Below are 17,532 nucleotides of genomic sequence, written 5' to 3'. Positions count from 1 at the left end.
GGTGTCGAACACACTCGCCATCCTGCTCGTCTGGCCACGACGGTCACCTCCATCGGCGTAGCGTGTGGCCCTCGACGAGCGAGGGAGTGGTGATGGCCGAGCAGCAGAAGCCTGACTGGGCACGGGGGTTGGCGGCTGTCGGCCTTGCGCTGCTGATCATCGGTGCGATCGCGCGGTTCGCCGTGCTGCCGATGTTCATCGGTGGGCTCATCCTGCTGTGTGTAGGGGTTGCCACAGCCGGCCGAGGGAAGTCGGACGAGCCGGCTGACTCTGAGCGCGACCCGAACCGGCCCTGGCGCCGCAAGGCGAGCTGAGCTGGACCTCAGGTGACGTAGAAGCGCTGACTGGACAGGACCGGTTTCTCCGGCGGGGCGGTGATCTCTACCCAGGTTCTGTAGGCGCCAGGGTCGAGCTCTACGGCGCCGCCTGGGCCGACGAGGATGCTGGCGTGCGGGGTGCCGTCAACGGTCTGCCACTCGGCGTCGTGCCAGTCGCTGGCCTCCGGGCGCGCGCCGTCAGCGAGGACGGCGACGCGGACGCTGTACGACGTGGGGTCGTCGGTGGAGGTGATGGGGGTGAGGAGCTCTTCGAGGCTGCTGCGGTCCACCGGGCCCCCTTACGTCCGTGGAGTGCCGGCGGTCCAGGCAGGTGTACGCGTCCGTCCGGCTGCCCACAGGCTGTGGGGTGTTCCGACGGTGACGGTGTCGATGCCTTGGCCGTCCTCTGTGGTGAGTGACCGTGCGGTGCTGGTCTCGACGGCGACGCCGAGCACGGCGGTCTTGCCGCCGGTCAGCGGCTGGGCCGTCTCGCTGGCGCCGGCCGCAGTGAGGCTGCGGCTCGTGGAGGCGGTGAGGGCTTGTGCGGTCTCGCCTGTCGCCGCGGCCAGCAGCAGCGCCGCCTTGGCCCCGGTGAGGGTCTGCGCGCCGTCGGCCTCCAGTGTGATGCCGAGTGCTGTCGTCTTGCTGCCGGCCAGTGATTGGGCTGCGTCGGTCTCCGCGGCTGCAATGAGGGCGACGCCGGCGGTCACGTCACCAGCGGTGAAGTCGTCGAAGCGGATGGCGCTGGAGGAGATGGCGCGGAGGCCGACGCTGGTGCCCGAGGCGACTGTCGTGTCGGTGACGGAGACGCGCTCGATCCCGTTGACGTACCCCTTGATCGTCGACCCGACCGCCTGGATCTTCGCGACGTCGCCCGGTGCTGCGGCTGCCGCGTAGCTGCCGATGACGTTGAAGGTGCCGGAGACGACGCTGAAGAGCGTCCACTCGGCGCCGTCGTTGCGCCACAAGTAGCCGTTGCTGATGCCCGAGTTGCCGCGGCACCATACGCCGTGGCTCGCCGCGGTGGTGGCGGCGATCGTGACCTGCGCCGAGTGGTCGCTGCTGTCCATCGCGCCAGCCGCACGCAGGATGATCGTGCCGCCCGTCGAGCCCGGGGACAGCTGGCCGGAGACGATCGACCAGTCCCCAGTCACCTCGACCCAGCCGGCGCCCAGATCGGCACTGTCGGCGCGGTTGAAGTCGTCAGCGAAGGTGGCCACAGCGACCTCCCGCCCCCGTCGGTAAGCCGGCCGTCACGCGGTGGAGGTGGCGCGGTAGAAGTCGGCCACGGACAGAGTGAAGTTGTTGCCGTCGGGCGTGAGGCTGACATCGTGCTTCGTCAGCGGGATCAGGTCCGCGTCCGTGCCGGTGGTCGTGTCGGGGTCATAGCAGATGACGACGGCGCCCACAGCGCTGCCGGACGCGGCGGTCCAGGTGATGTCCGCGGAGTCGACGGCGACCCGGTCGAGGGTGTCGTCGACAGTCACGGTGACGGACGCGAGCGTTTTCCTGCCCATGCTGGTCTGTTCGTTGGACGCGCCGGCCAGGAGCGAGGCGAGGTCGTCGTAGTCGCGCATCGTCGCGTCGGAGACGAGGCCGGACGCTTCGAGGGGTACGGCGACGAGGGCGTCGTTGGCGGCCGGGAGGGCGGCAAGCGACGCGACACGCCCCAACGCGATCGTGAAGACGAGGTTTGCCATCGTCGGCTCCTTCCGGTGAATGCTTTAGCGCCTATGCGGCCCTGCGGTGGTCGGGCATCAGTTCCGGAATACCGCCGACCTTGAGTACCTTGCCGGTCCACTCGTCTCGTTCTGCAGCGACGAACTCGTGGGCGTCGTAGAGGACCTTGCCCCGCCCGTTGCCGTATTGGGCTATGCGCCCTTCGGCTCTCCAGCGGCGGATCGTGGAGGCCGGGCGGCCCGTGTAGTAGGCGAGGGTCTCGTCGTCGACGAGCGCGAGGCCTTCAGGCATGGTCACCTCCGCGGGAACGCGAAAGGCCGCCCATCATGGGCGGCCTTCGGGAGTCACAAAGTGTCCAGCGAAGCACACCTTACGCTCACGGACAGTTCGTTGCAAGCTTCAACTTTCCGGCTTGCTGTCAGCAGTCACAGTTGTCGGTCTTCTGAAGGCAGTCCCAGCAGCGCGGGCAGTCGCATCCGCACGCGCAGTCGGCGTGCTCCGGTCCGCCGCCGTGGCAGAAGCAGCCGGATTCTCCGCAGGGCATGTTGTCGCTCATGGATTCAGTTTCTCCTTATGCGGGCTAGCTGTTGACGGCTTCGCGAATGAGGTGCAGAACTTCCTCTAGGGTCCGCCCAGGCCGGTCGTTCCACGCGGGGTACGCCTCGCTGATCCCCCGCCGCCGGAGCACGTTCTGTATGGCCCGCCCGGCGGCGAGGGCGGTGTCCTCGTCGCCGTAGCCGAGCCGGTAGAGGACTTCCTGTGCGCCGAGGATGCACCGTCGGCCGCTGAGGGTCCGGAGTCCGCGGGGGTTCCATCCGTACTGCTGGATGACGAGTGCGGTGAGTTCGAGGTGCTGGGTGACAGTGATCTGGCGGCCGGCGCCGTGCAGGCGGCGGGCGGGTGTGAGGGTGAGGGCCCAGTCGGGGATGATCCGCCACAGCCGCCGCGGGGCGGTCAGGGCCGGCGCCGTGGTGCCGGGCTGGGCCGCGGGGGCGGTGAGGGCTTCGGCGACGAGCTGGTCGGTGGTCTTGGTGACGAGCGGGTGGGCGGTGCGCGGGGCTTGGTCGGCGAGGTAGGCCTCGATGTCGGCGATGAGGCTGGCCGCGTCGACCGTCAGGTCGGTCGGGCGGGTGGCGGTCGACGCGGTCATCTCGGATCTCCTTCGGGTGGTGGCAGGTGGTTGGCGAGGGCGTTAGCGCTGGCGGCGCAGCGCTTCGATCTCTCCGCAGTCGCCGCAGCGGTCGTCACATTCCTCGACGTGACGCCCGATGAGGACGTCAGAGACGGCGGCCGCGGCCCTTGCTCCCTTGGCGCCGGCGACTCGGACGCCGGTGTTGTGGAGGGCGATTCCGATGCGGTCGCCGATGCTCGGCTTGCTCATGGCTGGTCCCTTTCTGGGGTCGGGGCTGTCCCGGCTCCCCTCACCGCCCGTGCGTGTCAGGCGGATCGGGCAGCGGGCAGTCGGTCAGCGGCGGGCGAGGCGGTAGCGCTCGGCGAGGGCGTTGGAGGCTTCCATCGCGTGCAGGTCGCCGACGAGCTTGGCGGTGCGCTGGGCGTCTTCGGTGTAGGCGCTGTGGCTGTCTCGGGCGCCGAGGTTGGGAAGGTGGGTGGGCCGCTTGGTGAGGACTTCGCGTTCCTGGCGGAGGAGGCTCTGGGCGCTCATGCGTCCGCCGTGGCTGGGCGACTCGACCATGCGGTGACCCACCCAGTCCGTCTTGTTGGTGACGACCCACTCGCTGTAGGTCTTGCCGCGGTCGGAGTGCTCGTTGATGACGAAGAGGGTGTCGCCGGGCTTGATGTCGCGGAGGAACTTCTTCTCGCTGCCGCGGGTGGCCTGGTAGGTGGGCTGGAGGCTCATGTCGGGGTCCTTTCGGTGGGTGGGGTCAGGCGTGGTTGAGGGGCTGGGTGAAGACGGCGCCGCAGTGGGCGAGGAGTTGCGGGATGGTGATGGAGCCGGCGCTGGCGGTGTTGTCTGCGGGGCGGACCATGGGGCTGCCGAGGGCGCTCTTGTCGTTGGTGACGATGAACTCTGCGGAGAAGGCGTAGAGCCGGTCGCCGGGTTGGGCGTCGCGGGCGAGGGCGGCGGCGTCGGTCCGGGTGGGCTGGTAGCAGGGCTTGAGGTGCATGGCGCGGACCCCTTCCGGGGTGGGTGCATATTGGGTGATTTCGGGTGCTCGATGGCATGAGGGTGCCGCTAAGGCGCAGGTCAGGAGTGGTTGGGATGTTGCTCGGCAGGTGCTCGCGAGCAGGGTTCAAGCAGCGGCTAGCAGCGGAGTGAGCAGGGCCTGACCTGCGACTTAGCAGCTGCGAGCAGGCCCGAGCAGGGGGATGATCAGGGCATTACGGGCGGCGAGCGAGGGCCTGGAGGGTGTCGAGCTTGTAGCCGCGGGGGTTCTTCGCGCCGGGCATCTCGCCCAGTCCGCCGGGCTTGCCAGCGCCCGCCTTTTCCATGAGGTCGCGCAGGTCGCCAGCTTCCACGCCCAGTTCGTTCGCAAGGTCCTCCGTCCGCATCCGGGTGACACCGGCCTGGCGCATGACCGTGATCGCGTCAGCAACGAGCTGGGCCTCGGGCGGCACCTCGGCCGGCTTCCCGCGCTGGGCGGCGTACCCGGTCAGCGTGCCCGCGTCGATACGAAGCTGTCGGCCGCGCCTGCAGATGGCAAGGAAGTCGGGGAGGTCGATGACGTCGCCGCGCTGGGTGGAGTGGCCTTCCTCGGCGCCTTGGTCGAGGACGAAGACACCCTTGGAGTCCTCGGTGAGCAGGTGCGGCGCGGCGCCGTTGGTGACGGCGTCGCTGCCGAGGACCATCTTGGCGCTGTTGTCGCCCTTGACTCGGAAGCTGGCGCGCTTGACGCACACCTCGCGCAGGGCGGTAGGCACCGAGTTCGAGTCGGGCCGCTGGGTGATGAACATGCCCATGCCGCCAACGAAGCGGGCGACGCGGACGAAGCGGGCCATGGACTCGACCATGACGTCCTTGGCGGGCCGGGAGCGGGCTCCTTCACCGTCCTCGTCGTCGTTGGTCTTCACCTTCATGAGGGCGGCGGCATCGAGGAGTTCCTGCAGCTCCTCGACGATGACGAGGGTGGGTCCCATGCCGGGGCGCTGGGTCAGGTCCTTGGTGAGCTTGCCCTCGGGGCAGCTGGCCGGCTCTTCGCGGTACAGGCGGGTCAGCTCGGCGCCGACGCCCTGCATGTCGGCGATCGTCTCGTCGAGGACGTCGAGGACCTTCCGCACGGCGTCGGGGTCGGCGCCGACGACGTACTTGTCGGCGATCTCTTCCAGGGGTAGCCAGTCGGGGCTGACCTTGCCGGAGATGAGCACGATCCGAACGCTGGGGTCCAGGGCTGCCGCGGCGGCAACCAGACGGGCGAGGTAGGACTTGCCGTAGTATCAAGGGACTAAGGTTGGAGAGGTCAGGAGGCAGATCGCCGTCCAGGAAGGGGAGCCACCACATGGCCGAGAACGATCGAAAGTCTCAGACAGCTGACTACGTGACCGCGCAAGACCAGGGCCAACCCGACGCCTGGACCCTCGAAGCTGGCCAGCGAGGCGCCCAGCGGCTGGTGGAGGTAACCGAGGTGCCCGCCCCGCCGGAAGTAGCCGAGGCTCTCCGGCTCCGCCCTACAGACAGGGTGGTGGTCCGCCGGCGGCTCATCCTGATGGATGGCGCCGCAATCGAGCTCGCCGACTCCTTCTACCCCCTGACGGTCGCGCAGGGTACTGCGCTGGCCGAGAAGCGCAAGATCAAAGGGGGTGCGCCAACCCTGCTCGCGGAGCTCGGCTATCAGCCGCGCCACGTAGCCGAGGACCTGGAGTTCCGTGCCGCCGACAACCTTGAACGCACGGCCCTCTCCCTGCCGACTGGCGCAAGCGTTCTCGCTTTGCTCCGCACGACATCCACCGAAGATGGGAACCCCTACGAAGTGCAGCTCATGGTCATGAAGGCGCCCCGCCGCCTCCACTACGAGATCGAGGTCGGCTGACATGCCCGAGGCGCACGAGGACAAGCGGCCTCTCATCCAACGGATTGCCGCCGACATCCGCAAGAAGATCATGGCGGGCGACTGGGAGCCGGGCCGCAAGGCCCCGTCGAACGAGGAGCTGCAGCGCCTCTACGGAACGACGAACGTCACCATCCAGAAGGCCCTTCAGATCCTCAAAGACGAGAAGTTCCTTGAGGGGCGTGCTGGCGTTGGCGTCTTCGTTCGAAACGAGTACTCACAGACGATTACGCCCGCCCACTACATCGCGCCAGCGGCGGCCGGCCAGTCGCACCGCTGGCTGACCGAAGCCAGCAAGCGCCAGCAGCGCGGAAAGTACCGCATGTTGGAAGTGGCGGAGGTGACTCCACCAGCCGAGGTGGCGCGCGCCATGCGACTCGAAGCGGGTGGTAGCGCGATGCTGCGATCACGCATCGGGTTTCTTGACGACCGGCCTGCCGAGCTCGTCCACTCGTACTACCCGATCGAGCTTGCGCGCGGAACCAGGCTGGCTGATCGTCGACTCATCCCCGGCGGATCCCCGGCGCTGCTGGAGGAGATGGGCTACCCGACTCGTTCGCAGGACGACGTGGTGGCAGCGCGGCCAGCTACAACCGAGGAGTACGTGGCACTGGAGATCCCGCGGGATGTCCCGGTTCTGGAGGTCTTCCGTGTTGTGTACAGCGACGACGTGACCCCGATCGAAGTGACGGTGCTTGCGAAGCCCGCGCATCGGTTCAAGATGGGTTACCACATCGAGCTGCCCTGATCTTGGAGGCACTGGCGTGACCGAGCAGACGACTGAGCAGGGCATCTCGACGGCCATCATCACCGCTGGGGACAAGGTGCTGATGATCCGGCGTCGGGAGCGGGAGGGGAAGCTCCTGTGGGCGTTCCCGGGCGGCGGCATCGAGGCGGGCGAGTCCCCGGAGCAGGCCGCGGTCCGGGAGACGGCCGAGGAGGTCGACCTGGAGGTGAAGGCAGTCCGCTCGCTCGGTGAGCGCGTCCACCCGCAGACCGGCCGGCACATGTCCTATGTGGCCTGCGAGGTCGTCGGCGGCGAGGCGCGGGTCGCGGACGAGGAGGAGCTGGCGGAGGTCGCCTGGATCCGGCTGGGCGAGATCCCCGACTACGTGCCGTGGGGGCTCTTCGGGCCGGTGCAGGAGTACCTCAATGAGACGCTGGGCACCTGAGGCTGAACGCACAGAGAGCCGCCACCCAGAGGGGTGGCGGCTCTCCTGCATCTTCGCTGCTTGCGGCCTACGCCGTGCGGTGCTGTTGCCTGTAATGAACCCCACAAAGTCCACGTGCAAGGTGCTTACGGTCGCACTCTTCCATCTCACACTTACGCTCGACCCGGACATACTCAAAGAGGGGGTCCCCGTATGTGCGGAACTTCCAGTAGTGCTTCCTGCACCAACCTCTTCCTGCGACCGGACCATCGCATTCATCTATCCGGCAAGCGCTACGGGCCCTCGGCTTGGTCCCGAACTCAACCGCCTTCACGCGTGCTGTGTGGCTCACGCTCCATCCCAGCAGCGTCGCGAGCTGCTTGGTGGATGCCTCAGGATTCTGCTCCACTATGCCGCGCAACTGGATGCGGGACTTAGTGCTCACAACCCCGGCGAGGCCCCTTTCTCTGAGGCGCCTACGGGCGTTCTCTTTGTCGCAGCTTCGACAGGCGCGATGTCCGTTTACTCCTCGCCTAGTATTCTCCTCCGTGAACTCGTGGCCATGGAGGCAGTGAGTCTTGACATGGTTGAACGCTGGCGCAGCAACACCCCGAAGGATGTTCTCGCGTTGCGTGACCGGCTCCAAGTGATCGGGGCGGACGCAGAGGGGGACGCGACAAAGGTGATCAATTACGAGTCCTGCGTCGATCTCCCCGTTGACGAGAGCGTAGGAATACCGATGGGCTCCGGTGGCCCGATGCGCCTTCCTCCCACCCCAGGCGAACAGCCCGTATCCGTTCCGGGCGGGACCCTCCCATAGCCAGCAGGTTTCCGTCTTGGCAACCTTGCTCCAGAAGCGCTCGACGTCTGTCGGTCGTTTGGGGATGTGCAGGGGGTCGCCGTATCGGTTCCAGCGGTTGTAGTGACTCTTGCACCAGCCTCGGGCGTAGTGCCTCTGATGACACAGAAGGCATGTACGATCCGTCATGTCGACTCCTATCCAGTCGGCTTGCCCCGGGCGTCGTTGCGCCGACCCCGGGGTTCTTTAATTGTCGCTGCTCCAACCCCCTTATGGGGGCTTTTCCTATGCAGCATTCACTTTCTTTTCGCGGCGTCCAGTGAAACTCGACTCCAGATTGAGGAGTTCGCGTCGCCCATACTCGGTGCCACACTGTGAGCACTTGCGATCGTCGGTTGCGAGACTGATCAGCATCTCGCCGGCACAGTCGCCGGTGGCACAGTAGACGGTGAATTTGCGGGGGCCACGGTCGCCTGTGACGTATTGAGTGAGCCGTGCGTGAATGCCGTTGATGGTCGTGAGGTCGGTGGCGACCTCGGGGTAGTCCTCGCAGGCCCAGCGCAGGTTGTTGATGAGCGGGGTAACGGCGTGCCCTATTTCGCTGTGGTGGAGTTTGCGGCCGGGGGTGAATCCGAGGGCAATGAACCAGGCGTCGGCGACTGCCTGGAGTTCGGTGACCACGCCGCCGTCAGACATGTCGCTGAGGACGGGGATGCGGACGGGAGCGGGGGCTTCCCGTCCGCCGCTGGTGCGTGTGGTCTGACCGGTTCCCTTGAGGAGGCTGGCGAGGTTGTCGACCTGAGCGAAGAGGGCGGGGAGGGCTCGCAGCGTGTCGAAGGTCCGCTGCTCGCAGAGGCGGCACGCGTACCGGCCGACTTGGAGTTCGTCGTTGTACAGCTGACGGTGGCATCCGGTGCAGGTGGCGAGGTCGTTCACGGCGGTCTCCTAGCGGGTGGTGCGGCCGGCGAGGACGTGGACTTCGATGCGGGCGTCGCAGAGGGCGGCGATGCGGCTGGCCCAGGTGATCGTGAGTGGGGCCCGGCCGGTGAGCATGTGGCTCATGTGTTTGGTGCTGAGGCCCAGTTCGCGGGCCACTTGGGCTTGGCTGAGGCCCGCGTGCTGGAGTGCCGCTTTCAGTTGGGTGCGGAGGCAGATAGCGGGGTCGTGGTCCACGGCGGTCTCCGTTCGGGCTGTGGCGGGTCAGGTGGTCCAGCGGCGGACGGGGATGCCAGCTTTCTCGGCGAGATCGGCTGTGTGGGTGGCTCCGCGGCTGCCGTTGTGGATGAAGGCGTGGCAGATGTCGGCGCCGAGGGCGACCATCTCGGCGTTGCGGCGGAAGCCGGCTGCCCTGTCGAACTGTCCGTGGGGCCGCCAGTTGGCAGGGTGGCGTTCTTCGGTGATGCCGAGGGTTCGGCCGTGCATGCGGACCCACCAGGCGGCTTGGGCGTCGGCTCCGTTGGGGCAGGCTCCGTGGACGATGACGGCGGGCAGGTGCTGGTAGACGGCGGTGGCGAGGACGGCGTAGAGGCGGTCCATGTCGGGCCAGTCGCGGCTGCCGGTGACGAGGATCCGGTACGGCTGGGTCACGACTGCTCCTCGGACTGATCGACGGGCTGTTCGCCCTGGCGGACGACAAACGACTTCTCGCAGCCGTCGTTGGGGCAGTTGAAGACGTCGCCCCAGTCATGCCGGGGGCGCGGGACTTCCCTCAGTTCGACGCCGTCGGGGATGGCGCAGGACTGCTCGCAGTCGATGCGGTTGTTCACGTCTGCTCCTTCGGCTTGATGGCGTCGCGGATACGCTGGGAGATGTCTGGCGAGTCGGCGGCGAGTTCGTCGGCGAGCGCTTGAAGGCGCGTGATGGCTGCCTGGTCGTCGGCGCGGAGGCGCTCGACGATGGGCATGACGGCGTGGGCATCGCCGCGGTAGGCAAGGACGTCGTGGTGGTGAGCGTCGGGCCACTTGTGGGGCTGGGCGGCCCATTCATAGATGGCTGCGGCGATCTGGTCGACGAGTTCCTCGTCGGTGGTCTCGGCGCGGACGCATGCCTGCTCCTGGAGGGCAAGCACGGCGTCGGCGACGGCCTTCTTGCCTTCGACGGGGAGCCAGAGGCCGGCCGCGTTGAGCGCGGTGGAGATGGTGTCGAGGAGGACGGCGCGGGGGTCGGGGGCGGGATCGGTCATTTCGGTTCCTTTCGGCCGCCGTTGGCGGATCGGGAGGGCCGTGGGCCTCGCTGGCGCTTTCGCGGCCCAGCGTCGCGGAGTTCGTCTGGCGGCCCCCAGGCCGCGAGAGGCCCCTTTCCGGGCCGTCTCGGGCCTGTTCTGGCTCAGGGGCTAGGTGCGGCGGGCGGCCAGGTACTGCTTGACGTCCCTCGCGCTGCCTCCGATGAGGGGCCCCACGACTCCGGCGATCAGGTCGACTTCCTGCCGGGCTGTGTGGAGTGCGGTCTGCAGCCCTTGGACTTGCCGCCGGTTGGCGTCCAGGGCCCGCAGTTGCTCGCGGAGCGTCTCGGCTTCGGATGCGGTGAGGGGCCGCTGTTCGGCCGCGCTGGCGATCGCGAGGAGGGTGTCGAGATAGCGGCTCATGCGGCGGCGGTCTCCTGTCGGGGGTGGATGTGGTCGGCGGTGGCGAGGCCGGCGAGGACGGCGATGGCGACGGCGTGGGTGCGGTCGACGGCGCCGAGGCGGGGCTTGATGCCTGCGCGCCATTGGTCGCGGACGGTGTGGAGGCTGAGGCCGAGGTGGTGGGCGATGGCTTGGTCGGTGTGTCCGTCGGCGGCGAGGCGGACGATGTCGAGTTGCCGCGGGGACAGGTCCATCACAGGCTCCTGCAGACGTTGACGACGGGCCGGTGGGGTATCTGCGGCCGGGCGGGTGAGCGGCCGTGGTCGGCGGGCACGGTCTTGGCCCAGCGGCGGCGTCGGCGGTAGGTGCCGGCTTTGGCGTCGGCTTCGGCTTCCCAGCCGTCGGGCCAGAGCGGCTCTTGCGTGGCGGTCACGGCGCTCTCCTTGCGGGTGGGGCTGGGGGCGCGCCGGTTGGTGGCGCGCCCCGGGGGTTTGTCGGGGGTCTGTGGGTGTCAGGTGGTGGTCGGCCCGGTGGTGTGCGCGTCGAGGGCGGCACGGATGCGGTGGATGACGACGCCGTCCCAGTGGAGGAGTTCGGCGCGGATCTCAGCGACGGCTGCTTCGTATCCGGCGAGCTTGGCCTCGGCCTCCTTGGCGCGTTCGTCGGCGGCCATCGCGTCTGTGACGGCTCCGACGTAGGCGCGCTTGTTGCTGGCGCAGACGGCGCGAAGGGTTTCGCGCTCGTCGTACAGCCGGGTGAGTTCCGGGTCGGTGATGGTGTCGACGGTGTGCCGGGTCTGGGCGGGCTCGGGCTGGGTCACTGGTCGTCTCCCTGCTCGGTGTACTGGTGGGCGGCGCCTCGGAGGACGGCGTAGTAGTTGCCGGTCTCACGGAGGGTGGCGTAGACGACGCCCCGGAAGACCGGCTCGTCCTTCGGGTGGGGCTCGTCGTCGGGGTGGCGGCGGCCGAGGACGTAGCCCATGACGGCGGCGTCGCGGACGAGGGACCGTTCGCGGGGGGTGAGTTCGGCGAGGCGGGCGTCGATGTCCGCCTCTCGGCGTCGGACGCTCTCCTCGAAATAGGCGAGTAGGCCGGGCGGGAAGTCGGCGGGGCTGGGCTGGGTCATCGGCTGGTCTCCTCGTCGGCCATGCGGCGCAGGCACGTGCGGCAGGTGACGGGCTCGTCGTCGGGGAGCCAGTGGTCCCGCTTGTTGGTGGGGTATCCGCAGAGGGTGAAGCGTCGTTCCGCGCCGGGGTGGGCGGCGTGGGCGAGGCGCCCGCTTCGCAGCTGGACGCGGTCGTTGGGCTGGGTCATCGGGTCTCGTCCTCCTCGACGGTCCACGTGGTCGTCTCCCGCACGACGCGGGTGGGCATGTCCGGGTAGCGGGCCTGGACCTGGGAGCGTCGAAGCTGCGCAGTCTCCCAGTCCTGGCTGTAGCTGGAGACGGGGTTCCACTCGTCGGCGTCGTGGCCCTGGATGTGCCACCGGTGCTGGGCGGGCCGGGCTTCGTTGGCCGGCTGGGCGGCGTCCAGCCCGGCAACGGGGCGCAGCTCCTCGACATGGCGGCACGCGGCAACGAGCTGGCCGATCAGCTTCTGCCGGGTGACAGGGTCCTGCACGCCTTGCTGCATGGCGTCGTGGAGGATCGTGATCGCCTCCTCCATCCGGCGGGAAGGCAGTTCGTCGGTGGGGCAGCCACATCCCCAGTTGTGGGTCTCCGGGGTCAGGCACATGGTCGGCTGACCGATGGCGCGGTCGGGGTTGGTGAGACAAGTCGCCGGGTCAACGCCGTCGCAGTTGCCGCAGACGTGGGTGGCGGCCGAGTGCTCGGTGGCCATGTGGCGGATGAACTGCTGGGCCTCGTCGGGGGTGGGTCCGTGCCGTCCGTCGGCGATCCACGGCGCCGTGTCCGGCTGTCCGGTCTGGCGGGCGGCGTCCCGGATCCCGGCGGCGGCGGGGATGAGGACGTCCCGTCCGCACTCGTGGCCGTACTCGCGGCCCCAGGTGCAGATGCCGCCGTCGGGGAGGTCGTCGGAGGTGAGCGGGGTGAAGCCGGGCCAGTCCTGCTTGTGCGCGCGGCAGAAGAGGAGGTCGGGTGCGTAGACGCTGCGGTAGGCGACGACGGTCTCGGTGTCCGGCTGCTGTCCGCCGGTCTGGCGGGCGGCGTCCCGGATCCCGGCGACCACCTCCTCGACGCGGTCCAGGGGGACGTACACGGCGACGCCGTCGTTGACCCGGATCGCGACCTCGGGGCCTGAGGTCGTGGCGGCTTGGTGGACGACCAGTGCGTCGCCGGTGTGGTCGCGGTACTCGAAGGTCATGGTGGGCTCCTGACTGTCAGACGGGCTGGGCGAGGGCACGGCAGCCGATGACGGTGCCGGACGCGTTGCGGACCTCGGCATACGGGACGAGGAGGTCACTGCGCCGGGGCGCCAGGGCCAGGGCGACGGGCAGAGACACGACGTACCGGTAGCCGTCCTGCTTACGAGGCAGGTTCTCGGAGTGCCCGTACTCAACAAGCTCTGTGCCGTCCGCCTGGGTGCCAAGTTCGATGGTGGCGAGGCGGGCGGGAACGGGTTCGGGGTCGATGACGTACTTGAGTTGGAGGTCGAGGTCGTCGTTGCCGTCCTCGCGGGCCCATTCGTAGACGCGGATGGGGTGCGGGGTGAGGTTGCGGATCACGTTTGCTCCTGGTGGGTGGGCCGGGCCGTCACGGGGACGACCCGGCAGACGGCTGGGGTCAGGCGGACGGGCGGGTGTTGTGCTCCGGGCAGGCGGTCCCGCCGTTGAGGTCGTCCCAGCCGAGGGCTTGGCGGGCGTTCTCGGCGTCGTCGCGGGTGTCGTAGTCGCCGTCCATGACGCCGAAGCAGGCGTCGCAACGGACCTGGTAGGTGGCGGTGATGGGCATGGCGTGCTTCTGTCGGTTTACGGTGGGTGCCTGGCCCTCCCCGCACTTCGACTGCGGGGAGGGCTGCGGCATGGGTCAGGCGGCAGCGAGGGCGTCCGCGACGGTGTAGCCGCGGTAGGTGAGCGTCGGGGCCAAGCGGCAGGCGTGCTGGACGGCGGTGTCGTAGTCGAAGGTGTGCGCCTTCTTCCACGCCTCCTCGGCCGGGTCGTCGTCCTCGGTCCAGCCGGGCTCGTACTCCCAGCCGCCCTCAGTGCTCCACCACTTCAGGCCGTGACGGACGGCGAACCGGCCGCCGCCTTTGTGGACGACCCGCGCGGTGAAGGTCCAACGGTCGCCGTGGCCTTCCGGGAGGCAGGAGACCAAGCATCCGGTCGGCTGGACGAAGGGGACGGGCTCGGGCTGCTCGGTCACGGTGTCTCCTGGGTGTGTGGTGGTGGCGGGTCAGCCGGCGGCGGGGGTGCGGAGGGCGGCGAGGAGTGCGGCCCGGTTGGCGGCTTGCTGTGCGGGCGAGGTCGGCATTCGCTCGGGCCGGTAGTCGCGGACCTGGCCGGTCGGCACCTCTTCGGCGTACAGGCGGTCGAGGGCGCTGATGGCCCTCCGCGTCTCGTTGGCGGTTCCTCGGCCGCAGCGGAGGCGGTGGGCGATGGAGGCGTCCGTGTGGCCGGCGTGCACGAGGCTGGCGATGTCGGGGCGGATCTTCACGCGGCCATCTCCTCTGCTTCGAGGAGGCGCCGGTTGTGCACCTGGTCGGGGAGCGGGAAGCCGTCGTTGTGGCAGGGGGTGCCGGGGGCGACCTGGCAGTGGGGGCAGCAGGCGGTGGTCTCGGCCCAGGCTGCGATGCGTTGGGGGTGGGGCTTGTTGAGGGTGCGGCCGTTGGCGGGGATGCGGCAGGGCCGGTGGGCGGCGGCCCCGCAGTGGGGGCAGGCGACGGACCGGGCGGGGTGCTGGCCGGCGCGCATGAAGTGGCGGAGCTCGACGGGCATCGGGGCGTTGGGGCGGATGGTCACTGGTCCTCCTTCTTGGCGGGCGGGGTGCAGCCGGTGCAGCCGCAGATCTGGCCTTCGTCCATGAACTCGGGGTGGTCGGCGGTGGTGAGCCACTGGCGGTACTCGTCGAGGGCGCGGGTCCAGTCGGCTGCCGTGTGCCGGGAGGGCTGCCGCTCGACGGGGGTGGTCCCGGTCGGCCAGGCGCCCGGCGCGCGGCCTGTGGGGCGCCTGACGGGCTTCGGGGCAGGCTGCTGGCGCCGCGCCTTGCCGATGTCGATCTGGGCCCGCAGGAGGGCACGCAGGCCGCCGTCCTCCTTGCGGATCGCGGCGATGTCCTCGGGGGTGAGCTCACTCATCGGGCGTCTCCTCTTCGACGATCTCGGCGTCAGGGATGGCCTGTTCCTCAGCGATCCGCTGCAGTGCGCGGCGGGACGCTTCGCGGATGCGGTCTTCCTCGGCGGCCTGCCGGGCCGGGTCGGGTGCCGCTTCGCCTGCTGCGACACGGATTCGGGCGGTGTGCGGCTTGGCGAGCGGCTTGCCCAGCGGGTGCTTGGCGGTGGCGACGGGTCCCTTGCACGGACGGCCGAGTTCGGCGGAGCAGGCCGGGCATACGACACCGAGGGGGCCGGGGCGGCGGACGGTGTCGGCGAGCCGGGGCTGCGGGATGGTGGCGTCCTCGTCGGGCACGGTTCGGTTGCCCTGCCAGCCGCGGCCTTCGAGTTCGGCCTGAACTCCGGGGTGCGGTCCGCCTTCGAGCTGGAGCCTGCCCGTGGGGGCGGGGAATCGTCCGCTGGCGATGGCTTGTACCTGGCCGCGGTAGCGGGCGAGGTACTCGGCGGTGGTCTCGTTGGCGATGGGCTCGTACTGGAAGTTCTCCAGCCGGGCGGAGCGGATCTTCGACCGGAGCGTGCGGACGTGGTGCGGCAGGATCCACAGCCGCTCGTTCGGGTTCTGCGGCGGGGTCGTGTAGTAGGCGGCGACGGCGGCCTTGGTGTCGTTGTCGAGCGGCACGTCGTACAGGGCCGAGGCCCACGACTTGGCGGCGACGATGGACGGCTGCCGGTTATCGAAGCCAGAGCAGTGGCCCAGAAGTTCGGCGGCCTCGTCGGCGTTCATGCAGGGTCTCCTTCCTGGCGGAGCTGTTCGGCGAGGGCAAGCCAGCCGGCGACCTTCGCGTCGGTGCCGACGAGGGGCTGGCCGGTGGGCAGTCGGAAGACGTTGCCCGAGGGCTGGGACGTGGCGTTCATCGCCTCGTTGACGAAGCTGGGGATGGCGGAGGGGGCAGAGCCCTTACGCATCCAGCGGCCGAGACCGGCCCGAATGTCGTCCGGTTCGATGCCTTCGTCGAGGAGCTTCTTGATCTGCTTGCTGGTCTGACCGATGACGTTGCTCGGAGGCCGCTTGTTCACCCGGCTCAGCCACTCGCCGACGATCGTCTGGGTGTTGGCCGTCTTCTCGGTGTCGACTCCGGGGGCGGCTTCTGCCGCTCCGACGAAGTCGGCTTCGGTGACCACGACGATCTCGCTCTGACCGACTTCCTCAGCGACCCCCTCTTCTTCTGGGGCTGGGGTAGGGGTAGGGGCAGGGGCAGGGGAATGCGCGCGTGACGCGCCCGCGCGCCCGCGCGTAGAGGCTTTCGGACCCCCCTCCTTACCCCCTTCGGAAGGGGTATCGGAGGGGGGTGCCGAGGGGGGTCCGGAGGGGGTTGCGGAACCCCTTCCGGAAGGGTCGGGCGTGAGGGTTCCGAAGGCCTTGTGGAGGGCTTGGATGTGAGCGGCGACCTGAGCCCGGATGGAGGGCCCGTCCTCGCCGCGGTACTTCGTCGGGTCGTTGCTGAGTTCGTCGAGCGGGATGCGGTCCATCTCGTCGAGCAGGGCCCGCTGGAGGTGCTTGGAGGAGATCTCCAGGGCCCCCGATACGGCGGCGCCCATGACCTTCGGCTGCTTCCAGACGCCGTCGTTGCGGATGAACGAGCGGATGAGGAGCTCCTCGGTGTCCTCGTCCATGACGACGAACCGGGTCTCTTCCAGGGCCTGGAGGAGCTTCTCCAGTTCGGCGGAGGTGAGGCCGCGCGCCTTGCGGGACCAGCGGCGCAGGGTCAGGTCGAGGAGGCCGGCGTGGTTCAGGTTGGGCTGGGAGATGAGGAACAGGTAGAGGCGCTGTTCCCGCTCGCCGAGTGCGAGGAAGTCGGCGTCCTCCCAGATGCTGGTGAGGATCCGGCCGTGGCCACGTGCCATGGGAGGTCTGCTTCCTGGAGTAAGAGGTGGGTGGTCTAGGCGGCGGCTGCGAGGCGGGGTTGGGCGTGCCGTTCGATCTGTTCGCCGGTGACGGCTTCGACGAGGGCGCAGACGAGGACTTCGGCGGCGTTCGGCGTGACGGCGTTGCCGTACTGGCGGACCTTGTCGCGCTTGGATCCGAGGACGATGTAGTCGTCGCTGAAGGACATGGCCCGGCCGATCTCGTGCGGTTCGAGCATCCGGAACAGGACGTCGTCGATGCGGATCTCGCCCTGGACGAGGGCGTACCGGTCGCGGGTGGTGAGGGCGCCGATCGGCTCGTGCACGGAGCGGGGGGTGCCGTTGCCGTAGTACGGGATCAGCATGTGCTCGCTGGTGCCGTCGGGGGCGACGAGCCCGTGGTGGTTGCCGGATGCGGTGACGGTGGCGAGGGACTCGGACACCGGCCGGGCGACGGATCCGCCGCCGCGGAGCTCGGCGATGAACGGCAGCCACGCGAGCCCGGTCTCGTTCCGCGTCGTCATGGCACGCAGCGGGCCGTGCGCAGATGCCGCGCTCTTTCCCTCCCGGCCTTCGACCGGGACCATCAGCGGCGGCACCATCAGGGCATCGTTCTCCCGCGTGGTGCGGGCCGGCATTGGCTCCGCCACGGACACGGCCGCGTCACGCCACGTCCCTCCGGCCGGGACCATCATCGGCACCGGCCGAGCGAACTTCTTCAGCCCGGCCTCGATGCGGGCGATGGTCTTGTCGGCAAGGGGCTTGGCCCGGTCTCCGATCCGCTGCCCCGGGGGCAGTTCGTCGGTGGGGCAGCCACATCCCCAGTTGTGGGTCTCCGGGGTCAGGCACATGGTCGGCTGACCGATGGCGCGGTCGGGGTTGGTGAGA

Annotated in this window: 36 protein-coding genes; 4 read left to right on the top strand and 32 right to left on the bottom strand. The window is 69.2% G+C overall.

Going from position 1 to position 17,532, the window contains the following annotated elements; translation table 11 throughout:
- The first annotated feature begins 92 nt into the window (after positions 1–92).
- Positions 93–314 carry a hypothetical protein gene (locus tag AC067A_RS30230; protein ID WP_479245808.1) on the top strand — a complete coding sequence of 74 codons (222 nt, stop codon included), beginning with the start codon at positions 93–95 and terminating at the stop codon, positions 312–314.
- Positions 315–322: 8 nt separating this feature from the next.
- Here the strand turns inward: AC067A_RS30230 and AC067A_RS30225 are convergent, their stop codons facing one another.
- The 10 genes from AC067A_RS30225 to AC067A_RS30180 all read right to left on the bottom strand — a co-directional run bounded on the left by AC067A_RS30225 (position 323) and on the right by AC067A_RS30180 (position 5,321).
- Positions 323–607, bottom strand: coding sequence for a hypothetical protein (locus AC067A_RS30225; RefSeq protein ID WP_479245806.1), 285 nt, complete (start codon positions 605–607; stop codon positions 323–325).
- A gap of 9 nt (positions 608–616) precedes the next feature.
- Complete coding sequence (locus AC067A_RS30220; RefSeq protein WP_479245804.1) at positions 617–1,537, bottom strand: hypothetical protein; 921 nt, start codon at positions 1,535–1,537, stop codon at positions 617–619.
- A gap of 33 nt (positions 1,538–1,570) precedes the next feature.
- The gene (locus AC067A_RS30215; RefSeq protein WP_479245802.1) at positions 1,571–2,017 is read right to left on the bottom strand and encodes a hypothetical protein; all 447 of its coding nucleotides are present in this window, start codon (positions 2,015–2,017) and stop codon (positions 1,571–1,573) included.
- Between the two features lie 31 nt (positions 2,018–2,048).
- A complete protein-coding gene (locus tag AC067A_RS30210) occupies positions 2,049–2,288 on the bottom strand; it encodes a helix-turn-helix domain-containing protein (protein WP_479245800.1) in 240 nt (79 codons plus the stop codon).
- Between the two features lie 127 nt (positions 2,289–2,415).
- Positions 2,416–2,553: a hypothetical protein gene (locus AC067A_RS30205; RefSeq protein WP_479245799.1), complete on the bottom strand. Its 138-nt coding sequence runs from the start codon at positions 2,551–2,553 to the stop codon at positions 2,416–2,418.
- Positions 2,554–2,577: 24 nt separating this feature from the next.
- Positions 2,578–3,147 carry a DUF6197 family protein gene (locus AC067A_RS30200; RefSeq protein WP_479245797.1) on the bottom strand — a complete coding sequence of 190 codons (570 nt, stop codon included), beginning with the start codon at positions 3,145–3,147 and terminating at the stop codon, positions 2,578–2,580.
- A 42-nt stretch (positions 3,148–3,189) separates the two neighbouring features.
- Positions 3,190–3,378 carry a hypothetical protein gene (locus AC067A_RS30195; RefSeq protein WP_479245795.1) on the bottom strand — a complete coding sequence of 63 codons (189 nt, stop codon included), beginning with the start codon at positions 3,376–3,378 and terminating at the stop codon, positions 3,190–3,192.
- Between the two features lie 84 nt (positions 3,379–3,462).
- Positions 3,463–3,855 carry a hypothetical protein gene (locus tag AC067A_RS30190; protein WP_479245793.1) on the bottom strand — a complete coding sequence of 131 codons (393 nt, stop codon included), beginning with the start codon at positions 3,853–3,855 and terminating at the stop codon, positions 3,463–3,465.
- 25 nt (positions 3,856–3,880) lie between these two features.
- Positions 3,881–4,123, bottom strand: coding sequence for a hypothetical protein (locus AC067A_RS30185; protein WP_479245791.1), 243 nt, complete (start codon positions 4,121–4,123; stop codon positions 3,881–3,883).
- A gap of 214 nt (positions 4,124–4,337) precedes the next feature.
- On the bottom strand, positions 4,338–5,321 hold the full coding sequence (locus tag AC067A_RS30180) for a hypothetical protein (RefSeq protein WP_479245789.1): 984 nt from the start codon (positions 5,319–5,321) through the stop codon (positions 4,338–4,340).
- A 131-nt stretch (positions 5,322–5,452) separates the two neighbouring features.
- Between AC067A_RS30180 and AC067A_RS30175 the strand changes: the two genes are divergently transcribed.
- Genes AC067A_RS30175 through AC067A_RS30165 form a run of 3 tightly spaced genes read left to right on the top strand, consistent with a single transcriptional unit; the run spans position 5,453 to position 7,173 of the window.
- Positions 5,453–5,983, top strand: coding sequence for a UTRA domain-containing protein (locus tag AC067A_RS30175; RefSeq protein ID WP_479245788.1), 531 nt, complete (start codon positions 5,453–5,455; stop codon positions 5,981–5,983).
- A gap of 1 nt (position 5,984) precedes the next feature.
- Complete coding sequence (locus AC067A_RS30170; RefSeq protein ID WP_479245786.1) at positions 5,985–6,749, top strand: GntR family transcriptional regulator; 765 nt, start codon at positions 5,985–5,987, stop codon at positions 6,747–6,749.
- 16 nt (positions 6,750–6,765) lie between these two features.
- Positions 6,766–7,173: an NUDIX hydrolase gene (locus AC067A_RS30165; RefSeq protein WP_479245784.1), complete on the top strand. Its 408-nt coding sequence runs from the start codon at positions 6,766–6,768 to the stop codon at positions 7,171–7,173.
- A 67-nt stretch (positions 7,174–7,240) separates the two neighbouring features.
- Here the strand turns inward: AC067A_RS30165 and AC067A_RS30160 are convergent, their stop codons facing one another.
- From AC067A_RS30160 to AC067A_RS30055, 22 genes are all read right to left on the bottom strand, one after another.
- Complete coding sequence (locus tag AC067A_RS30160) at positions 7,241–8,140, bottom strand: HNH endonuclease signature motif containing protein (protein WP_479245782.1); 900 nt, start codon at positions 8,138–8,140, stop codon at positions 7,241–7,243.
- Between the two features lie 96 nt (positions 8,141–8,236).
- Positions 8,237–8,887 carry a hypothetical protein gene (locus AC067A_RS30155; protein ID WP_479245780.1) on the bottom strand — a complete coding sequence of 217 codons (651 nt, stop codon included), beginning with the start codon at positions 8,885–8,887 and terminating at the stop codon, positions 8,237–8,239.
- Positions 8,888–8,896: 9 nt separating this feature from the next.
- Positions 8,897–9,124, bottom strand: a complete 228-nt coding sequence (locus AC067A_RS30150) for a helix-turn-helix transcriptional regulator (RefSeq protein ID WP_479245778.1) — start codon at positions 9,122–9,124, stop codon at positions 8,897–8,899.
- Positions 9,125–9,151: 27 nt separating this feature from the next.
- Positions 9,152–9,538, bottom strand: a complete 387-nt coding sequence (locus tag AC067A_RS30145; protein WP_479245776.1) for a DUF2493 domain-containing protein — start codon at positions 9,536–9,538, stop codon at positions 9,152–9,154.
- Positions 9,535–9,717, bottom strand: a complete 183-nt coding sequence (locus AC067A_RS30140) for a hypothetical protein (RefSeq protein WP_479245774.1) — start codon at positions 9,715–9,717, stop codon at positions 9,535–9,537. Before AC067A_RS30140 ends, AC067A_RS30145 begins: the two co-directional genes overlap by 4 nt.
- Complete coding sequence (locus tag AC067A_RS30135) at positions 9,714–10,133, bottom strand: hypothetical protein (RefSeq protein WP_479245772.1); 420 nt, start codon at positions 10,131–10,133, stop codon at positions 9,714–9,716. The genes AC067A_RS30140 and AC067A_RS30135 overlap by 4 nt, the downstream gene beginning before the upstream one ends.
- A 150-nt stretch (positions 10,134–10,283) precedes the next feature.
- On the bottom strand, positions 10,284–10,535 hold the full coding sequence (locus AC067A_RS30130) for a hypothetical protein (protein WP_479245771.1): 252 nt from the start codon (positions 10,533–10,535) through the stop codon (positions 10,284–10,286).
- Complete coding sequence (locus AC067A_RS30125) at positions 10,532–10,768, bottom strand: response regulator transcription factor (RefSeq protein ID WP_479245769.1); 237 nt, start codon at positions 10,766–10,768, stop codon at positions 10,532–10,534. Before AC067A_RS30125 ends, AC067A_RS30130 begins: the two co-directional genes overlap by 4 nt.
- Positions 10,768–10,947, bottom strand: coding sequence for a hypothetical protein (locus AC067A_RS30120; protein WP_479245767.1), 180 nt, complete (start codon positions 10,945–10,947; stop codon positions 10,768–10,770). The genes AC067A_RS30125 and AC067A_RS30120 overlap by 1 nt, the downstream gene beginning before the upstream one ends.
- Positions 10,948–11,025: 78 nt before the next feature.
- The gene (locus AC067A_RS30115; RefSeq protein WP_479245765.1) at positions 11,026–11,334 is read right to left on the bottom strand and encodes a hypothetical protein; all 309 of its coding nucleotides are present in this window, start codon (positions 11,332–11,334) and stop codon (positions 11,026–11,028) included.
- Positions 11,331–11,639, bottom strand: coding sequence for a hypothetical protein (locus AC067A_RS30110; protein WP_479245763.1), 309 nt, complete (start codon positions 11,637–11,639; stop codon positions 11,331–11,333). Before AC067A_RS30110 ends, AC067A_RS30115 begins: the two co-directional genes overlap by 4 nt.
- The gene (locus AC067A_RS30105) at positions 11,636–11,827 is read right to left on the bottom strand and encodes a hypothetical protein (RefSeq protein ID WP_479245761.1); all 192 of its coding nucleotides are present in this window, start codon (positions 11,825–11,827) and stop codon (positions 11,636–11,638) included. The genes AC067A_RS30110 and AC067A_RS30105 overlap by 4 nt, the downstream gene beginning before the upstream one ends.
- On the bottom strand, positions 11,824–12,834 hold the full coding sequence (locus tag AC067A_RS30100) for a hypothetical protein (RefSeq protein WP_479245759.1): 1,011 nt from the start codon (positions 12,832–12,834) through the stop codon (positions 11,824–11,826). The genes AC067A_RS30105 and AC067A_RS30100 overlap by 4 nt, the downstream gene beginning before the upstream one ends.
- Positions 12,835–12,850: 16 nt before the next feature.
- Positions 12,851–13,195 (bottom strand): hypothetical protein, encoded by a 345-nt coding sequence (locus tag AC067A_RS30095; protein ID WP_479245757.1) that lies wholly within the window; start codon positions 13,193–13,195, stop codon positions 12,851–12,853.
- Between the two features lie 58 nt (positions 13,196–13,253).
- Positions 13,254–13,421, bottom strand: coding sequence for a hypothetical protein (locus AC067A_RS30090; protein ID WP_479245755.1), 168 nt, complete (start codon positions 13,419–13,421; stop codon positions 13,254–13,256).
- Positions 13,422–13,496: 75 nt separating this feature from the next.
- Complete coding sequence (locus AC067A_RS30085; protein ID WP_479245753.1) at positions 13,497–13,832, bottom strand: hypothetical protein; 336 nt, start codon at positions 13,830–13,832, stop codon at positions 13,497–13,499.
- A 30-nt stretch (positions 13,833–13,862) separates the two neighbouring features.
- Positions 13,863–14,123, bottom strand: coding sequence for a helix-turn-helix domain-containing protein (locus AC067A_RS30080; protein WP_479245751.1), 261 nt, complete (start codon positions 14,121–14,123; stop codon positions 13,863–13,865).
- A complete protein-coding gene (locus tag AC067A_RS30075; RefSeq protein WP_479245749.1) occupies positions 14,120–14,428 on the bottom strand; it encodes a zinc finger domain-containing protein in 309 nt (102 codons plus the stop codon). Before AC067A_RS30075 ends, AC067A_RS30080 begins: the two co-directional genes overlap by 4 nt.
- Positions 14,425–14,763, bottom strand: coding sequence for a hypothetical protein (locus AC067A_RS30070; protein WP_479245748.1), 339 nt, complete (start codon positions 14,761–14,763; stop codon positions 14,425–14,427). Before AC067A_RS30070 ends, AC067A_RS30075 begins: the two co-directional genes overlap by 4 nt.
- Entirely contained in the window at positions 14,756–15,523 is a 768-nt protein-coding gene (locus AC067A_RS30065) for a zinc finger domain-containing protein (protein ID WP_479245747.1), read from the bottom strand. Before AC067A_RS30065 ends, AC067A_RS30070 begins: the two co-directional genes overlap by 8 nt.
- Positions 15,520–16,644 (bottom strand): hypothetical protein, encoded by a 1,125-nt coding sequence (locus tag AC067A_RS30060; protein WP_479245745.1) that lies wholly within the window; start codon positions 16,642–16,644, stop codon positions 15,520–15,522. The genes AC067A_RS30065 and AC067A_RS30060 overlap by 4 nt, the downstream gene beginning before the upstream one ends.
- A 35-nt stretch (positions 16,645–16,679) precedes the next feature.
- Positions 16,680–17,532: DNA cytosine methyltransferase (locus AC067A_RS30055; RefSeq protein WP_479245743.1), on the bottom strand; the 853-nt coding region annotated here is incomplete at its 5' end.

The sequence above is a fragment of the Streptomyces sp. NPDC043176 genome, from assembly GCF_056436715.1.
This window is presented reverse-complemented; position numbering and strand designations above follow the sequence as displayed.

Excerpts from the sequence above, each read along its gene's own strand:
- AC067A_RS30230 (WP_479245808.1), top strand. The coding sequence starts at position 93 with ATGGCCGAGCAGCAGAAGCCTGACTGGGCACGGGGGTTGGCGGCTGTC.
- AC067A_RS30215 (WP_479245802.1), bottom strand. The coding sequence starts at position 2,017 with ATGGCAAACCTCGTCTTCACGATCGCGTTGGGGCGTGTCGCGTCGCTT.
- AC067A_RS30210 (WP_479245800.1), bottom strand. The coding sequence starts at position 2,288 with ATGCCTGAAGGCCTCGCGCTCGTCGACGACGAGACCCTCGCCTACTAC.
- AC067A_RS30205 (WP_479245799.1), bottom strand. The coding sequence starts at position 2,553 with ATGAGCGACAACATGCCCTGCGGAGAATCCGGCTGCTTCTGCCACGGC.
- AC067A_RS30200 (WP_479245797.1), bottom strand. The coding sequence starts at position 3,147 with ATGACCGCGTCGACCGCCACCCGCCCGACCGACCTGACGGTCGACGCG.
- AC067A_RS30195 (WP_479245795.1), bottom strand. The coding sequence starts at position 3,378 with ATGAGCAAGCCGAGCATCGGCGACCGCATCGGAATCGCCCTCCACAAC.
- AC067A_RS30190 (WP_479245793.1), bottom strand. The coding sequence starts at position 3,855 with ATGAGCCTCCAGCCCACCTACCAGGCCACCCGCGGCAGCGAGAAGAAG.
- AC067A_RS30185 (WP_479245791.1), bottom strand. The coding sequence starts at position 4,123 with ATGCACCTCAAGCCCTGCTACCAGCCCACCCGGACCGACGCCGCCGCC.
- AC067A_RS30175 (WP_479245788.1), top strand. The coding sequence starts at position 5,453 with ATGGCCGAGAACGATCGAAAGTCTCAGACAGCTGACTACGTGACCGCG.
- AC067A_RS30170 (WP_479245786.1), top strand. The coding sequence starts at position 5,985 with ATGCCCGAGGCGCACGAGGACAAGCGGCCTCTCATCCAACGGATTGCC.
- AC067A_RS30160 (WP_479245782.1), bottom strand. The coding sequence starts at position 8,140 with ATGACGGATCGTACATGCCTTCTGTGTCATCAGAGGCACTACGCCCGA.
- AC067A_RS30135 (WP_479245772.1), bottom strand. The coding sequence starts at position 10,133 with ATGACCGATCCCGCCCCCGACCCCCGCGCCGTCCTCCTCGACACCATC.
- AC067A_RS30130 (WP_479245771.1), bottom strand. The coding sequence starts at position 10,535 with ATGAGCCGCTATCTCGACACCCTCCTCGCGATCGCCAGCGCGGCCGAA.
- AC067A_RS30125 (WP_479245769.1), bottom strand. The coding sequence starts at position 10,768 with ATGGACCTGTCCCCGCGGCAACTCGACATCGTCCGCCTCGCCGCCGAC.
- AC067A_RS30110 (WP_479245763.1), bottom strand. The coding sequence starts at position 11,639 with ATGACCCAGCCCAGCCCCGCCGACTTCCCGCCCGGCCTACTCGCCTAT.
- AC067A_RS30105 (WP_479245761.1), bottom strand. The coding sequence starts at position 11,827 with ATGACCCAGCCCAACGACCGCGTCCAGCTGCGAAGCGGGCGCCTCGCC.
- AC067A_RS30100 (WP_479245759.1), bottom strand. The coding sequence starts at position 12,834 with ATGACCTTCGAGTACCGCGACCACACCGGCGACGCACTGGTCGTCCAC.
- AC067A_RS30090 (WP_479245755.1), bottom strand. The coding sequence starts at position 13,421 with ATGCCCATCACCGCCACCTACCAGGTCCGTTGCGACGCCTGCTTCGGC.
- AC067A_RS30070 (WP_479245748.1), bottom strand. The coding sequence starts at position 14,763 with ATGAGTGAGCTCACCCCCGAGGACATCGCCGCGATCCGCAAGGAGGAC.
- AC067A_RS30065 (WP_479245747.1), bottom strand. The coding sequence starts at position 15,523 with ATGAACGCCGACGAGGCCGCCGAACTTCTGGGCCACTGCTCTGGCTTC.
- AC067A_RS30060 (WP_479245745.1), bottom strand. The coding sequence starts at position 16,644 with ATGGCACGTGGCCACGGCCGGATCCTCACCAGCATCTGGGAGGACGCC.